This window comes from Antricoccus suffuscus, from assembly GCF_003003235.1.
GTDB lineage: Bacteria > Actinomycetota > Actinomycetes > Mycobacteriales > Antricoccaceae > Antricoccus > Antricoccus suffuscus.
The window spans coordinates 109,175-124,183 of the sequence record NZ_PVUE01000014.1 but is presented as its reverse complement, the minus strand read 5'-3'; the positions used below and the strand labels follow the sequence as shown (position 1 = coordinate 124,183).

The 15,009-nt window shown below is 63.9% G+C and carries 17 protein-coding genes; 13 read left to right on the top strand and 4 right to left on the bottom strand.

What is annotated here, in order from left to right:
- The 4 genes from CLV47_RS15635 to CLV47_RS15620 all read right to left on the bottom strand — a co-directional run.
- Window positions 1-605, bottom strand: a 605-nt coding sequence (locus CLV47_RS15635) for a hypothetical protein (RefSeq protein WP_146135404.1), incomplete at its 3' end; no start/stop codon positions are given.
- A 284-nt stretch (window positions 606-889) separates the two neighbouring features.
- Window positions 890-1,234 (bottom strand): hypothetical protein, encoded by a 345-nt coding sequence (locus CLV47_RS15630; RefSeq protein WP_106349991.1) that lies wholly within the window; start codon window positions 1,232-1,234, stop codon window positions 890-892.
- A 43-nt stretch (window positions 1,235-1,277) separates the two neighbouring features.
- Window positions 1,278-2,972 (bottom strand): AMP-binding protein, encoded by a 1,695-nt coding sequence (locus CLV47_RS15625; RefSeq protein ID WP_106349990.1) that lies wholly within the window; start codon window positions 2,970-2,972, stop codon window positions 1,278-1,280.
- Entirely contained in the window at window positions 2,969-3,643 is a 675-nt protein-coding gene (locus CLV47_RS15620; protein ID WP_170111106.1) for a TetR/AcrR family transcriptional regulator, read from the bottom strand. Before CLV47_RS15620 ends, CLV47_RS15625 begins: the two co-directional genes overlap by 4 nt.
- A gap of 103 nt (window positions 3,644-3,746) precedes the next feature.
- On the opposite strand from CLV47_RS15620, the gene CLV47_RS15615 reads away from it, so the two are divergent.
- The 13 genes from CLV47_RS15615 to CLV47_RS15555 all read left to right on the top strand — a co-directional run bounded on the left by CLV47_RS15615 (window position 3,747) and on the right by CLV47_RS15555 (window position 14,975).
- Entirely contained in the window at window positions 3,747-7,001 is a 3,255-nt protein-coding gene (locus CLV47_RS15615; protein ID WP_106349988.1) for an acetyl-CoA carboxylase family protein, read from the top strand.
- Between the two features lie 74 nt (window positions 7,002-7,075).
- Entirely contained in the window at window positions 7,076-7,963 is an 888-nt protein-coding gene (locus CLV47_RS15610) for an HTD2 family dehydratase (RefSeq protein WP_106349987.1), read from the top strand.
- 30 nt (window positions 7,964-7,993) lie between these two features.
- Window positions 7,994-8,284 carry a YciI family protein gene (locus CLV47_RS15605; protein ID WP_106350006.1) on the top strand — a complete coding sequence of 97 codons (291 nt, stop codon included), beginning with the start codon at window positions 7,994-7,996 and terminating at the stop codon, window positions 8,282-8,284.
- A gap of 43 nt (window positions 8,285-8,327) precedes the next feature.
- Complete coding sequence (gene clsA, locus CLV47_RS15600) at window positions 8,328-8,939, top strand: cardiolipin synthase ClsA (RefSeq protein ID WP_238145460.1); 612 nt, start codon at window positions 8,328-8,330, stop codon at window positions 8,937-8,939.
- Complete coding sequence (locus CLV47_RS15595; RefSeq protein WP_106349986.1) at window positions 8,939-9,901, top strand: DUF881 domain-containing protein; 963 nt, start codon at window positions 8,939-8,941, stop codon at window positions 9,899-9,901. The genes clsA and CLV47_RS15595 overlap by 1 nt, the downstream gene beginning before the upstream one ends.
- Window positions 9,898-10,230: a small basic family protein gene (locus CLV47_RS15590; RefSeq protein WP_106349985.1), complete on the top strand. Its 333-nt coding sequence runs from the start codon at window positions 9,898-9,900 to the stop codon at window positions 10,228-10,230. Before CLV47_RS15595 ends, CLV47_RS15590 begins: the two co-directional genes overlap by 4 nt.
- A complete protein-coding gene (locus CLV47_RS15585; protein ID WP_106349984.1) occupies window positions 10,227-11,075 on the top strand; it encodes a DUF881 domain-containing protein in 849 nt (282 codons plus the stop codon). The genes CLV47_RS15590 and CLV47_RS15585 overlap by 4 nt, the downstream gene beginning before the upstream one ends.
- A 43-nt stretch (window positions 11,076-11,118) precedes the next feature.
- A complete protein-coding gene (gene gcvH / locus CLV47_RS15580) occupies window positions 11,119-11,505 on the top strand; it encodes a glycine cleavage system protein GcvH (RefSeq protein WP_106349983.1) in 387 nt (128 codons plus the stop codon).
- 138 nt (window positions 11,506-11,643) lie between these two features.
- The gene (gene odhI / locus CLV47_RS15575; protein ID WP_106349982.1) at window positions 11,644-12,120 is read left to right on the top strand and encodes an oxoglutarate dehydrogenase inhibitor Odhl; all 477 of its coding nucleotides are present in this window, start codon (window positions 11,644-11,646) and stop codon (window positions 12,118-12,120) included.
- The gene (ftsR, locus tag CLV47_RS15570; RefSeq protein WP_202862625.1) at window positions 12,117-12,875 is read left to right on the top strand and encodes a transcriptional regulator FtsR; all 759 of its coding nucleotides are present in this window, start codon (window positions 12,117-12,119) and stop codon (window positions 12,873-12,875) included. The genes odhI and ftsR overlap by 4 nt, the downstream gene beginning before the upstream one ends.
- Window positions 12,876-12,992: 117 nt before the next feature.
- Window positions 12,993-13,484 carry a bifunctional nuclease family protein gene (locus CLV47_RS15565; protein WP_106349981.1) on the top strand — a complete coding sequence of 164 codons (492 nt, stop codon included), beginning with the start codon at window positions 12,993-12,995 and terminating at the stop codon, window positions 13,482-13,484.
- Window positions 13,485-13,787: 303 nt separating this feature from the next.
- A complete protein-coding gene (locus CLV47_RS15560; RefSeq protein WP_106349980.1) occupies window positions 13,788-14,345 on the top strand; it encodes a MerR family transcriptional regulator in 558 nt (185 codons plus the stop codon).
- Window positions 14,346-14,540: 195 nt separating this feature from the next.
- A complete protein-coding gene (locus CLV47_RS15555) occupies window positions 14,541-14,975 on the top strand; it encodes a YciI family protein (protein WP_106349979.1) in 435 nt (144 codons plus the stop codon).
- Window positions 14,976-15,009: the final 34 nt, after the last annotated feature.

Below are 15,009 nucleotides of genomic sequence, written 5' to 3'. Positions count from 1 at the left end.
GCGCGGCGTTCCTGCTGTTTCGTGGTGCCGGTGACCGCGATGACCGCCTTACGTAGCCGCCGCGCGAACTGGCCGGGAGTGTCGGTGTGCGCGTGTAGCAGGACCCGCGCAGTGACCTTCTCCAACTCCGTGTCGGTGAGGTCGGTGGTGTGCTCGGTGAACAGGTCCAGCTTGTGCGCGCTCATTCCGCGGTACGGGTCTCCGTCGGGGTCGAGACTGGCCACCGCTACGGCGTAGTGGCGGGTGTAGTAGCTGGCCGTGGCGAGCTGGTTCTTCGCCGTACCGGCGCTCACGCACGTCGCGGCGGCTAACTCGGCGGCGGCGAGGTCAATGTTCTCCAGCCACGTATCGGACCCGATGTCCGCGCACTGCGCGCGGGCATGTGGACGGGTACTACCGGGGACGGCGGCCTGGTCGGGGAGTTGGTAGTCCGCGACCGAGTGCAGGGTCGCGCGCAGGGTGAGTTTCTCGTGGTAGAGCCGTGCCTCGTCCTGGTCGATTTCGACTAGCCGGGTGAGGGTGGCCGCGAAAGACGCCGCTTTGGTGATCGATGGTGTGGGCGCGCCGGGTTGGGGTCGTTCCTTCACTCCATCGCTCGTACTCATGTGCTATATCTTACTGCGCTAGTGGCTACTCGCGCAAGGCCTGGGTTCGCTACTTTCCATGTATGTCAGGGTATTTTGTGACGGATGAACGGGTATTTTGTGACGGATGGCGGGCGTCGAAAGCGCGATTTGAACAGTAGATCCAGCCGGAAGTACGTCGAAAGCACGCTTTCGACAGGGTCAGCGAGACGGAAGCGCGGACCGACCAGAGCGATACGTGAGGCGCAGCGCGAGCCTAGAAGCGCACGACGTACCCGGGCTAGGCGGTACAAACTCGCGGATCGTCAGGCCGTGGCCCAGGCGGTGGCCTCGTCGTGCTCATCGTCGCCGTTGCACAGTTTCCAGCCATCGTCGTACTTGCGGTAGTAGAGCGTGCCAATCTGATCCGGGCAGTTGTCGGGTGCGATTTGGGCATTCGCCGAGTCGGCCCAGATCTCGATGTCGAAGAAGAGGACTCCGGCATCTGGTGGGTCAACGACGACATTGTTGAGCTGGTCCTCATTGAACTGGTCGAGGTAGAACTCGGCCTCATCGGGACACATACGCTCTGCCATCGCCCGCGCGTCACCGGCGTCGGCGGCCCGCTTGTACTCCAACGTCAAGGCCTTGATGTCGTCTGTGTCGCTCACCGCGTCTCCCTCGCTTCGTTAAGAGGAAATTACCTGACCGAGACTAGTCAGTCGAGGCGGCGAGTTCGGCCTTTTTGATCTTTCCGGTGGTCGTCATTGGATATTCATCGACAAACTGGATGACCGGCACCTTGTAGGTCGCCATCTGTGTTTTTGCCCAGTCCCGAAGCTCGTCCTCTGTCACCTGCGCACCCTCGACCAGTTTGACGAACGCAACGGGTATCTGGCCGCGCCGAGAATCGGCCTTAGGTACGACGGCCGCGACCTCGACCGCGTCATGCCGACATAGGAAGGTCTCGACCTCGGAAGGAAACACGCTCATCCCGCTCACCTTGATCATGTCCTTCTCGCGGGCAAGGTAGTGCAAACAGCCAGCCTCGTCGATGAATCCGCTGTCGCCGGTATGCAGCCAGCCATCTCTGATTGCGTCGGCGGTGGCATCCGGCCGCTGCCAGTAGCCGTTCATCACGGCGGGGCTGCGCAAGATGATGTCACCGCGGTCCCTGAATGGCAGCGGTTCGTGCGTAACCGGGTCGACGACCATGATGTCGGTACCAGGCATCGGTAATCCGACCATTCCGGGCTCTCCCCGCAAGTCCCAATCGTCCGTTTGCAGGCCGTACGTCGAGGTGTCCATCGTGTGCGTCTCGGTCATCCCGAAGGCGATCTCGCGCAGGATGCCGTCGCTACGGGTGGCCTTGCGCCACTGCTCGCGCACCTCGGGACTGAGCCGCGCGATGAATGACATCGTCAACGGTTGGGAGAGGCTGGTGAAGTCGTGGTCGGCCGTGGCGGGGTGCTCGGCGATCTCGATGTAGTTGTCGACCGTGCCGAGGGTCATCGTGACCTTGTAACGATCGATCAGCGCGATCACGCTTGCTGCGTCCCAGCGTGCGAGCAACACGGATGTCGAGCCGCTGACAATCGGCATGAGGATGCCTACATCTTCGCCGGCGATCCAGAAAATGGGCACGTGGCAGAGCAGTACCGACCGCTGTGGAATGCCGTTGCCGGCATTCGTGGTGACCGCGGTATAAAGCATGTGTCGCTGGGTATGTTCGCAGCCCTTAGGAAGGCCCGTGGTGCCGCCGGTGTAGTTCAGCGCCGCGAGCGCATCGAGATCAACATTCCGCGCGGGCGCGCGGTCGGCGGCGATCAGGTCGTCCCAGGTAGCAGCATCGGCGAACCGCTCGACGGGCACCGCCGCCGGCGCGTCAGGAAGAGGCACCGGTGAATTGTCCGACGCCAAGGCGTACGCCGAGGTCACCAGCACGTCACGCACATTGGTCTTATCGATCACGTTGGCCAGGACGTCCAGGCATGAGTCGAGCACGAACAGCACGCTCACGTCGGCGTTGCTCAACTCGTGTTCGAGCTCGTGCTCCTTGAACATCGTATTGATCGGCACATGTACTGCGCCAAGCTTCATGATCCCGGCAAACGCGATGAGGAACTGCGGCGAGTTTGGCAAGTAAACGCCGACTCGGTCACCGGCCTTTACGCCGACCGAGGTGAGCCAGCCGGCGGCTCGATCCGACAACTCGTCGTACTGCGCCCACGTGATATCCGTGCCATAGAAGGCAATCGCGACGTCGTCAGGGGTCTCGCGGGCCCAGTGTCGTAGGTGGTCGCCGATGGAGATCTCGCCGAGCGGGTACTGCACCTCGCGGGGTACGTCGGCGGGCCAGCGCGCGTCCGCGCGACGTCGGGCCTCGGTGAGGTAATCGTCGATGTTCATCGGACTGTGGCCTTTCTACGCTTGACGGTTCGAACGTTCGATAGCCCGGCGGCCGTCGGCAGGCCGACCAGACGGGTCGAGATCCGGGTGATGTCGTGTTCGAGGTCCTCGCGGCGCCTCGGTGACTTCTCGAGAATGCGGGCGAACTGCGCGACGATACCGATCAGCGCCTCGGCGATGACATCCGAGGATCCGGCGGGGGCGGCCGTACCGTTGGCTATGGCGCGTTCGATGTAACGCGTCGCGCGTTTGACGGGTCTTTCGCTGATCTCTCGCCAGGTCTCGCTCACCTGCGGGTCGGAGATGGCCGAGTGTTCGATCACAGTGAGCAGTGCAAGATTGCGTGTGTAGGCCTTGAGATAGGCGACTGTCGCTTGTTCGAAGATGGCGGTATCGGTGAGCCCGGCCGCCGGGTCGACGTCTTGGGCGGTAATCAGATCGTCGCGCACAGCGCGGGCCAGGGCGGCGAAAACGTCGGCCTTAGAAGCAAAGTAGACGTAGAAGGCGGCCCGGGAGATGCCGACTTCGGTGGCGATGTCGGCGACCGTCGTACCGGAGTAGCCGAGCTTGGCGAACACGGCACGCGCCGCGCGGATAATCTCCTGGCGTCGGTCCCCATCGTGCGGCTGGCGGTTGGTACGTGCCGCCCACCCTTGTTTTGCCCCTGGCATGTTCACTAGCCTATTGACACTGACGTCAATGTCAACGGGCAGGTCCCTCTGGACCGAGACACGTTGTCTGGGCGACGACGTACGGCGATGAGGAGCACGGCAGATGGCAGTACTTGTAGGCAATCGCGCAGAGATCGCGGTTCGGGTAATCCGGGCCCTCGCGGCGCTCGACATCGAGTCCGTCGCGGTGTACGCCGATGACGATGCGGACGCGATGCATGTCGGTTTGGCGGACCGTGCGGTTGCCCTGAACGGCACTGGCGCGGCGGCGTACCTCGACGTAGACGGACTCGTCGCGGCCGCCGTCGCCGCCGGCTGCGACGCGATTCATCCCGGCTACGGGTTTCTCAGCGAGAGCGCGGCGTTGGCCCGCGCTTGCTCGGAGGCCGGTCTGACCTTCGTGGGCCCGTCCGCGCAGACGCTCGACCTGTTCGGCGACAAGACGCGCGCCCGCGAGTTCGCGATCTCGGTGGGGGCGCGCGTCTTGCCCGGCACCAACAGGGCCACATCGTTGGACGAGGCCCGCGAGTTCATGCACGACCATGGTGCGCTCATGGTCAAGGCCATCGCGGGTGGTGGCGGTCGAGGCGTACGTCGAGTGCTCGACGAGGCCGATCTCGCCGAGGCATTTGACCGCAGCGCATCTGAGGCACTCGCGTCGTTTGGCAGTGCGGACCTCTACGTCGAGAAGTTGATCACCCGAGCGCGGCACATTGAGGTACAGATCGTCGGTGACGGCGTTGACGTCGTTGACCTGGGGGAGCGGGACTGCACCATCCAGCGCCGCCACCAGAAGCTAGTTGAGCTGGCGCCGAGCCCGTTCCTTGATGACGCGGTGCGCTCGGAGATACTTGCCTCGGCCAAGGCGCTGGCCGCCGGCGTGAAATACCAGACTCTCGGCACATTTGAATTCCTGGTGGACATGGACGCGACGGATCCGGCCACGGCGGTGACGTTCATGGAGGCCAATCCGCGGGTGCAGGTCGAGCACACAGTGACCGAGGAGGTCACGGGCGTCGATCTTGTGGCCGCGCAGATTCGGATCGCGTTCGGAGCCCGCCTTGAGGACGTCGGGCTCGCGAAATCGTTGACACCCCAAGGTTTTGCGGTCCAGACGCGCGTCAACTCCGAAAGCTACGACGGCACCGAGGTGCTGCCGTCGAGCGGCGAGCTGTCCGTCTTCGACGTACCGTCCGGACCCGGCGTGCGGGTCGATCACGCCGGGTACGTCGGGATGGCGACCAACCCGCGCTACGACTCCCTGCTCGCCAAGGTCATCACGAGGGCGCCCTCCTTTGACGGTGCCGTACGCCGTAACTCGCGTGCCCTGCGAGAGTTCGTCATCGATGGGCTCGAGACCAACATCGCCTTCCTGCAGGCGATCTTGGCGAGCACCGAGTTCACGACCGGCGCGGCGTCCACGGCGTACGTCGATGCCGATCGAGACACACTGCTGGCATCGGCGTCGCAGATGGGCCGGGTTACCGGGCGCGCCACGCGCGTGCCGGCGTCTGTGGAGGACACGTCGATCGTGAGCGCCGACTCGGTGACCTCACACCTGGCGGGGGTCGTCGTTTCGGTCGAGGTAACCGAAGGGGCCCGTGTCCAGGTCGGCATGCCGCTGCTCGTTATCGAGGCCATGAAGATGGAGCACGTGATTACCGCCGATCGCTCCGGCGTCGCTCGTGAGATCACCGCGCAGCAGGGCGACGCCGTGCGCGGCGGGGTCTCGCTGCTACGCATTGAGACCGAGGAGCACCACGACGCGTCCGGGGCTCTCAGCGTGCAGGAGACCACGGTCGACCTTGATCAAATACGGCCCGACCTGGCCGAGGTGATCGAGCGGCACGATATCGGTCTCGACGAGCGCCGACCCAAATCCGTGGCACGACGTCGCAAGACCGGCCACCGCACCGCACGTGAAAACCTGGCCGACCTCTGTGACGACGGCTCCTTCGTGGAGTACGGCGCACTGGCGCTGGCCGCCCAGCGGCAGCGACGGTCCGTCGACGATCTGATCGAAAACACGCCGGCGGACGGTCTCGTGTGCGGGACCGCGACTGTGAACGCCGACCTCGTCGGGGAGGACAATGCGCGCGCGATTGTGCTGTCCTATGACTACACGGTGCTGGCCGGCACCCAGGGGCTGCACAACCATCAAAAGACCGACCGCATGTTTGAGATGGCCGAGCGCCAGGACGTGCCGATCGTGTTTTACGCCGAGGGTGGCGGTGGGCGCCCCGGTGACACCGACACCTCTAAGGTCGCGTGGCTGGACGTCATGTCCTTCCACACGCTTGGCCGGCTCAGTGGGCAGGTGCCGTCTGTCGGGATCGTCGCCGGTCGCTGTTTTGCCGGTAACGCGGCGTTCCTCGGCTGTCTCGACGTCGTCATCGCCACGCGCGATGCCAACATCGGGATGGGTGGCCCGGCGATGATCGAGGGCGGTGGCCTCGGTGTCGTCACTCCTGAACAGGTGGGCCCGACCTCCGTGCAGACGCGTAATGGCGTCATCGACGTACTCGTCGAAGACGAGGCCGAAGCGACCGCCGTCGCGAAGAAGTACCTGTCCTACTTCCAAGGCGCGACCACGGACTGGACCGAGCCGGACGCGCGAGCGCTGCGGCACGTTATCCCGGAAAACCGGGTCCGCGTCTACGACATTCGCAATGTTGTCGACGGGCTGGCCGACGTCGACTCGGTGCTCGAACTGCGCCGCGACTTCGGTATCGGCATGGTCACCGCGCTGATCCGGATCGAGGGTCGGCCGATGGGTCTGATCGCCAACAACCCGGCGCATCTTGGCGGTGCGATCGACGCGGAGGCCGCGGACAAGGCTGCGCGGTTCCTGCAGCTGTGCGACGCGCACGGGCTGCCAGTGGTGTCGCTGTGTGACACCCCGGGGTTCATGGTCGGGCCGGAGTCGGAAGAGGACGCGACCGTGCGGCACTTCTCTCGGATGTTCGTCTGCGGCGCCAACCTTACAGTGCCGATGGGCCTGGTGATCGTGCGCAAAGGCTATGGCCTCGGCGCGATGGCGATGTCCGGCGGCAGCTTCAAGGCGCCCGAGTTCGCGATCGCATGGCCCACAGGAGAGATCGGCGCGATGGGTCTTGAAGGCGCCGTACGGCTCGGCTACCGCAACGAGATCGAGGCGATCAGCGACCCCGAAGAGCAGAAGCGCTACTTCGACAAGATGGTCGACCGCTACTACGAAATCGGGAAGGGCATCAACGCAGCCGCGGTGTTCGAGATCGACGACGTGATCGACCCTGCCGCCACTCGTAGGTGGATCGCGCGCGCGATGCCGCCGGTGTCACCCGACCGGACTCGACGCACGTTCGTCGACACCTGGTAGCCGGTCACCCATTCGAGGTGCTGGTCGCCGTACGCTACCGGTGCTGGATATCGCGACGAGGAGGACTCGGTTAGATGGCGCACAAGACGCTGGATGAGTACATCGACGGCTGGGCGCCCGGCGCGATCACCGACGTCGACCCACTGCGTCCTGAGGCAGCCGCACTCCTGCGGGACATCCTGGACGCTGGTGACGATTCCTCCAGCGATGGCACGCTGCCGCCGCTGTGGCATTGGGCCTATTTCACCACCTGGCCGGCCCAGCGGGCACTGGGCGAGGACGGGCACCCGACCGAAGGCCACTTCCTGCCGCCATTGCCTAATCGGCGGCGGATGTGGGCGGGCGGCCACGTCACCCTTCACGGCCGGCTGCGTCTGAATACCGAGACGACACGGACCGGCACGCTGACCGATGTACAGGTCAAGCACGGGCGCAGTGGCGACATGATCCTGGCCAGCGTCCGCTACGACTACGTGCAGGCCGGTACAACGCTGATCAGCGAGCTCCAAAACCACGTGTACCGAATCGGTGACGACGACGCGGCGCGACCCGCCTGGGGCCCGCGACCGGTCGACTACCCGGATTCCGACCTGCCCTGGCAGTTCCGGCTCACGACCGACCAGATCCGACTGTTCCGGCTGAGCGCTGTCACCGGCAACTCGCACCGCATCCACTACGACAGGCCGTACGCCGAAGACGTCGAGCACTATCCCGGGCTCGTCGTACACGGTCCGTTATTGGCGTTGCAGATGGCCGGCTTGGCTCGCAGGCATGATCCGGCCCTCGAATTGGCCGAGATCGACTATCGCGTCCTCAGCCCGGTCTTCGTCGGCGAGCCGGTGCTCGTGACCGGTCGACCGTCGGCCGACACGAGCGGAGCCGAACTGCAGGTCCTGTCGCAGCCAGATACGGTGCACGCCAAGGGAACCGCGACGTATCGTCGTACTATGACCAACCACTGAGTGTCACTAACTACGAAGACTGGAGTGACCATGCCCTACTTTATTGGCGAGTATGTCTACGACAAGGGACCGGAGAAGCGCGACGCAGCGCGCATGGCACATCGTGACTATCTGCGGACCTTGTTCGACCAGCGCAAGGTTCTCCTCTCCGGTCCGCTGGCCGACGAGAGCCAGGGGTACGTCGTCTACTACGCCGATAACCTCGACGAGGCCACGGAGTTGTTGAAGAACGACCCATACAACCTCCAAGACGGGGCGACCTGTAAGGGGCCACGGGAGTGGACCATCCTCTTGCGCGCCGACTACCTCCCCGCGGGCTAACGGCGTTGCTGGACTGCGAAGGCTACCGACGAAGGTCGGCTGAGTGACCGTGCGCGCAGACGAGTCCGGGTCCGCACCAGCGGAGCCAGGGGACCAGATCTGGACGATTCCCAACTTGCTGAGTGTCCTGCGGCTGCTCGGTGTACCACTGTTCCTGTGGCTATTGCTTGGCCCCCAGGCCGACGGATGGGCAATTGTCGTGCTCGCAGTCTCGGCCGCGACGGACTGGGCCGACGGCAAGCTGGCGCGGCTGCTCGGCCAGACCAGCAAGCTCGGCACGATCCTCGACCCGGCCGCTGACCGGCTCTACATTCTCTCCACGCTGATCGCGTTTTTGATCCGCGGCATCGTGCCTTGGTGGCTGGTCGCGATCCTGCTGCTGCGCGACGCGATGACCGGGACTGCGCTGCTCGTGCTTCGCCGCTACGGATACGAGGCACTGCAGGTGCACTACCTGGGCAAGGCGGCGACGTTCTGTCTGCTGTACGCGTTTCCGTTGCTGTTGTTGGCACAAGGCGATTCGGCCGTCGCACATGTTGCTCTGCCGATTGCTTACGCATTCATGATCTGGGGCGGCGCCCTGTACGTCTGGGCGGGCATCGTCTACGTGATGCAGGTTTTCGCGCTGGTCCAAAAGGAACGCGCGACCGTCTGATGGCTGAGGACTCATCCCGCCCGGCGCAGCCAGTGAGGCCGCCACCCACGTTCGGTCGCAAGGTGCACAAACACGGCCAGGTCTTCAGTGACATGTCCGGCGCCATGCTTAAGGCGTTGCTCGATGACACCCTCGATCCGGCGTACGCCGAGGCCGCCGAGCGCAAAAAGGCAGTCGCCGGTGCTGAGCGGACCGAGCAACCTCGACGCCGATGGTTGCGTCGCCGCGAGACAACCCTGGTGGTTGTCGGTCTGGTGCTGGCGGGACTGCTCGTGGGAATCGCGTACCAGAATGCCGCCCGCCAGGCCCCGAGCGAACGGCTCGCCCGCAACGAGCTGACCGCGAAGGTCGTCGATCAGCAGGCGTACGTCGGCAAGCTTCAGAGCCAAAGCGAGACTCTCGCGGCCTCGGTTAACGCCGCGCGGGACAAGCTGCTAACGGAGTCCGCGGCCGGCTCACAATTACTCGAATCACTCAACGCGTTGGAGACGGCGTCTGCCCAGTCGAAAGTCACCGGTCCCGGGGTGGTGATCACCGTGTCGGACCCCAAACCTGCCGAGGGCAATGATCCTGTCGGCGGCAAGACGCAGGCGCCGGCGATCAATACGCTGATCACCGACCGCGACCTGCAGCGGGTCGTCAATGCATTGTGGGAAGGTGGCGCCGAGGCTATCGCGGTCAATGGCCAGCGACTCGGCCCCACGACCGCGATCCGACAGGCGGGCGGCGCCGTACTCGTGGACTTCCTGCCGGTGGCCAGCCCGTACAAGGTCGAGGCAATTGGACCGGACAACAAGATGCAAACGACGTTTGCCAGCTCCGAAGTCGGTCGCCGACTCTCGACATACCGCAGCGTTTATCAGGCAGGATTGAGCATCGACACGTCCGACAAACTAACCCTGAAACCGGCACTGCCGCCAACCGCGCAAGTCGCCACCCCGATCGGAAAGGGCGCCAAGTGATACCCGCTTTCGGCCTGCTTATTGGCATCGGGCTCGGTCTGTGGTTCGACCCGACCGTGCCCATCTGGCTGCAGCCCTATCTCCCTATCGCTGTCGTCGCCGCCCTTGATGCGGTGTTCGGCGCGATCCGCGCCCGCCTTGACGGCATCTTCGACGCAAAGGTATTCGTCGTGTCCTTCGTGTCCAACGTCGTCGTCGCCGCGATGATCGTCTTTATCGGCGACAAGCTGGGGGTAGGCGCGCAGCTGTCCACGGCAGTTGTCGTCGTGCTCGGTATCCGGATCTTCGGCAACGCTGCGGCGATCAGACGGCACGTGTTCCGAGCATGAGCGAGGACTCACGGGACGACACAAATCCCGACCCCGACGAGCACGCTCTCGAAGAGTCCGCTGCCGACAACTCGGCTGCCGACGACTCTGCTGCCGACCACTCCGCCGACGAGACCATTTCCGAGGACTCGGCTCGCACCACGCGGCGGTCGGCCAAACTCGGTAGCAGGGCCGGGATTGCGATCGGCATCTTGTGCGTGTTGCTCGGTTTCGCGGTCGCCGTACAAGTCCGCCAAAACTCCGCCGCCGGCCAAAACCTCGCCGGCGCTCGACAGGAAGATCTTGTCCGGATCCTCAGCGATCTGGACGGACGTGAGCAGCGGCTGCAGGGCGAGATCACCGACCTGAAGAACACTCAGCAGGATCTCTCGTCGGGTGGGGACAAGGCTCAGGCCGCCGAGCAACAGGCTCAGAAGAAGGCCGCACAACTGGCGATTCTCGCCGGCACGGTCGGCGCGACCGGGCCCGGCATCACGTTGCACATCACCGACCCGAAGTCAGCGTTGTCGCCCGACGTCATGCTCAATGTGATCCAAGAGCTCCGGGCCGCCGGCGCCGAGGCCATCCAAGTCGGGACCGTGCGGATCGGGGTGACCAGCGCCATCACCGGCGGGGACGGCGCGGTTGTTGTCGACGGCAGTCCTGTGAAGATGCCGGTCGACGTACTCGCGATCGGCGACCCTGCGACAATCGGCGCGGCGATGTCGATTCCCGGTGGAGTCGTCTCGAGTGTCAAGCTGGTCGGCGGCGTTGTGACGGTGACCCAGTCGGGCAAGATCGATATCACCGCGTTGCGAGACCCGCAAAAGCCTGACTACGCTGAGCCGGCCGGTCCGTCGAAATAGCGGCAGCCAGAGTTCTCACCTGACTAGATCCAAGGAGCTACACATGATTCCCGAAGACCTCAAGTACACCACTGAGCACGAGTGGGTGAAGGTCGGCGGTGACCTTCCGGACGGTGTCGCTCGAGTCGGCATCACCGACTATGCACAAGAAGCCCTTGGGGACATCGTGTTCGTGCAACTGCCCGAGGTCGGCGACGCGGCCGAACCGGGACAGACCTTCGGTGAAGTCGAGTCGACGAAGAGCGTGTCGGACCTGTTCGCGCCGATCACCGGCAAGGTCGTGGGTCGCAACGAGGATCTCGACTCCACGCCGGAGTCGGTCAACTCGGACCCATACGGCGCCGGCTGGATGGTCGACATCGAGATCGGCGACCAATCCCAGATCGACGCGCTGCTTGACGCCGCGGCGTACCAAGCCACCATCGGCTAGCGGCGCACTCGATTCCACATCACCGCTCCAGGTCACCACCAAGTCTCTATGTAAAGTTGAGGGTTATAGTTTGTTTGAGATAGGTAACAATCAACCTCATGTTGACCCTTCTTTCCCTGCCCCCGTAGGCTTGTAGACATGCCAGCCGATTCCTCTGAACCTGACTTCTCCTCGCTGCCTAACGGTGAGACGACGCGCCAGTTTTCTGCGCTCGGTGCTGAACCCGAGGCGGTCGAGGCCGAAGAGGCTTCCGGGCTGGAGGCGATCGACGGTCTACCAGCCGATACGGCGTTACTCGTCGTCAAGCGCGGCCCAAATGCCGGCAGCCGGTTCCTGCTTGATCAGCAGGTGACGACCGCCGGTCGACATCCGGACAGCGATATTTTCCTCGACGACGTCACGGTTTCTCGGCGACACGTGGAGTTCCGTCGCGAGGACGGCAAGTTCGGTGTCCACGACGTGGGTAGCCTCAACGGCACCTATCTCAACCGCGAACTGATCGACAGTGCCGTTCTCGCCAGTGGCGACGAGGTGCAGATCGGTAAGTTCCGATTGATCTTCTTGATTGGGCATCGCGCCACCACCGATGACGCGGCCCAGGGCGAAGGCCAGTGAGCGTTCGCGACAACGCGGCGGCCTCGCTGTCCAACTCCGAGACAATCAGCATCGGTGAGCTTCGTGCGGCGTTGCTGCCGGACTTCCCCGACATCACGATCTCCAAGATTCGTTATCTCGAGGACGCCGGTCTCATCCAGCCGGCCAGAACAGCCTCGTCGTACCGCAAGTTCTCGCACGGTGACCTCGCGCGGGTGCGTTACGTGCTTACCCAGCAGCGTGATCACTACCTGCCGCTCAAGGTGATCAAGGAGAACCTTGACGCGATCGATCGCGGCTTCGAGGCGCCCAGCGACGCGGGCAAGCCACGGGTTCCAGTGCTCGCCATGGCCCGGGATCGCGATGGACTGCCCTCGGCTGAGGAGTTCGGTCGGGCGCAGCCTCAGTTGCGGCTTTCTCGCGCGGAGCTGCTTGAGGCCTCCGATCTCACCGAGGAACTGCTCGAGTCGATGGAGCAGTACGGCGTGCTTGCCCCACAGCGCAACGGGTCGTACGACGCCGATGCACTCGAGGTCGCCAAGGCGGTCGCACAGATGGCGGAGTTCGGCATTGAAGCGAGGCACCTGCGGCCATTTCGCACGGCCGCCGAACGTGAAGTGGGACTGTTCGCTCAGGTGGTGACGCCGATGATGCGGCACCGCACCCCCGAGGCGCGTGGCAAGGCCGAGGAGACGATCAGTGAGCTTGCAGCGCTGTCGGTGCGGTTGCACGCGGCCTTGGTTCGTTCGGGTCTGCGCAGCCAGCTCAACTCATAAGAAGTACTCTCAAGTTATGAGCCGGTTATGACCATCGAGCTCATGGAAGACTTCCCCGACCGAGGCAAGCTGGCCACGGGTCCGGGCGACACATCGGCTGAGGATTGAGGATTTACGATGCGTGAACTAAACGTTGTCGGCGTGCGGGTAGAACTGCCTGCCAACCAGCCGATCGTCCTGCTCACCGAGAGCGAAGGCGAACGCTACGTACCGATCTGGATCGGCAGCGTCGAAGCGACGGCCATCGCCTACGAACAGCAGGGGATCAAGCCGCCGCGGCCGATGACACACGACCTTCTAGTCAACGTCGTCGCGGCGCTGGGCAGCAACCTTGAGCGGGTCCGGATCACCGGCATGAAGGACGGACTGTACTTCGCCGAGCTCGACTTCCCAGGGGTCGACCCGGTCAGTGCAAGGCCGTCCGACGCGATCGCGATCGCGTTGCGCACCGGTGCGCCAATCTTCGCCGACGACGATCTGCTCGACGAGGTCGGCATCACGATCGATGAGGCTACTAATACGAACAACGGCGAAGGCTCCGAGGACGAGGTCGAGAAGTTCCGTGAGTTCCTCGACAACGTCTCGCCGGACGACTTCGCCGGCTCGTGAGCGTCGGTCGCCGCGCACGTCGGGTGGCCCTGTGTCCATTCCGTAACCTTGAAGTTGAGGTTTAGGCTTTCGACACGCCGGGACCGTGATTGACGGACCATCGTGCCGATGCGTACCTTGAATTACGTCGGTGTTCTTCGGCCAGATAATTCCAATCTGGCGTGGCAACAACGCGAGGCAAGGTAGAGGTGCCACAGTTCTGATAGGCGCGCACGACGAATGCAAGTTCTGCGCAAGCGCTGGCAACAACGAACGGGCATCGAAGAGCACAGGCAGATCACATGAGTAGTCCAGGAGGATGCAGTGAGCGAACGCCCTATTCAGGCCGCATTGTTCCCTGATGCGCGTGAAGAGGCGGCCAATTCGGCAGACCTCGTCGGATACCGCGGCCCGGTCGCGTGCAACGCCGCAAACATCACTTACCGTCAGCTTGATTACTGGGCGCGCACCAAGCTCGTCAGCCCTTCGATTAAGACCGCGCACGGCTCGGGTTCGCAGCGGCTGTACTCCTTCAAGGACATTCTCGTTCTCAAGGTCGTCAAGCGACTGCTCGATACGGGCATCTCGCTGCAAAACGTGCGCATCGCGGTCGAGCACCTGCGTGATCGCGGCGTCGACGATCTCGCCGGTATCACGTTGTTCTCGGACGGAGTTTCGGTCTACGAGTGCACGTCCGCCGAAGAAGTCGTCGACCTCCTGGCAGGCGGGCAAGGCGTCTTCGGTATCGCCGTCAGCGGCGCCCTCAAGGAGCTCACCGGCTCGCTCGCGCACATGCCGTCCATCCGCGCCGACGGAGGAAGCGAGAGCACGTCGGTGGACGAGCTCGCCCGCCGTCGTCAGGCCCGCGCCGCGACCGCCTAGCGGTACCCACCCAATACCAACCTCGTCAGGACCCGCCAAAACTCAGCGTTTTGGCGGGTTTTGCACGTTCTGTGAAAAACTTTCGAAAAGTGAGGCGCCGGTGTCGATCCGGCCATCGCTCGTTCGACGTATGCATAGAGCCTGGGAGAACGACCAGTCACCGAGACGGGCATCCGGGCGACACAAGGAGTCACGATGAAATACATGGTTATCCTCAAGGCCAACGCCGACAGCGAGGCAGGCGTCGCGCCCAGCGAAGAGATCATCAACGGGATGCAAAAGTTCAATGAGGACCTCGCCAATGCGGGCGTCCTGCTCGCGGCCGAAGGCCTACAGGCCAGTTCGAAGGGGGCCAGGGTTAAGTTCGAAGCCGACGGTACAAAGAAGGTCACGGACGGTCCTTTCGCCGAGACCAAGGAACTGGTCGCCGGCTTCTGGATCCTTCAGGTCAAGTCGAGGGACGAGGCCATCGAATGGACCAAGCGCATTCCCAACCCGGGCTGGGATGAGTTTGAAGTCGAGGTTCGCAAGGTGTTCGAAGCCGAGGACTTCGGCGAGGAGTTCACGCCCGAGGCCCGCGCCGCCGAGGACAAGCTGCGCGAACGGGTCGAGGCGCAGCAGCAGAAGTAGTAGTCGCGATCGCGCCTTGCACCTGCACCGGTCA

Bases quoted from the DNA above. Each gene is read 5' to 3' on its own strand.
- CLV47_RS15625 (WP_106349990.1), bottom strand. From the start codon at position 2,972: ATGAACATCGACGATTACCTCACCGAGGCCCGACGTCGCGCGGACGCG.
- CLV47_RS15620 (WP_170111106.1), bottom strand. From the start codon at position 3,643: ATGCCAGGGGCAAAACAAGGGTGGGCGGCACGTACCAACCGCCAGCCG.
- CLV47_RS15615 (WP_106349988.1), top strand. From the start codon at position 3,747: ATGGCAGTACTTGTAGGCAATCGCGCAGAGATCGCGGTTCGGGTAATC.
- CLV47_RS15610 (WP_106349987.1), top strand. From the start codon at position 7,076: ATGGCGCACAAGACGCTGGATGAGTACATCGACGGCTGGGCGCCCGGC.
- CLV47_RS15605 (WP_106350006.1), top strand. From the start codon at position 7,994: ATGCCCTACTTTATTGGCGAGTATGTCTACGACAAGGGACCGGAGAAG.
- CLV47_RS15595 (WP_106349986.1), top strand. From the start codon at position 8,939: ATGGCTGAGGACTCATCCCGCCCGGCGCAGCCAGTGAGGCCGCCACCC.
- CLV47_RS15585 (WP_106349984.1), top strand. From the start codon at position 10,227: ATGAGCGAGGACTCACGGGACGACACAAATCCCGACCCCGACGAGCAC.
- gcvH (WP_106349983.1), top strand. From the start codon at position 11,119: ATGATTCCCGAAGACCTCAAGTACACCACTGAGCACGAGTGGGTGAAG.
- odhI (WP_106349982.1), top strand. From the start codon at position 11,644: ATGCCAGCCGATTCCTCTGAACCTGACTTCTCCTCGCTGCCTAACGGT.
- CLV47_RS15565 (WP_106349981.1), top strand. From the start codon at position 12,993: ATGCGTGAACTAAACGTTGTCGGCGTGCGGGTAGAACTGCCTGCCAAC.
- CLV47_RS15555 (WP_106349979.1), top strand. From the start codon at position 14,541: ATGAAATACATGGTTATCCTCAAGGCCAACGCCGACAGCGAGGCAGGC.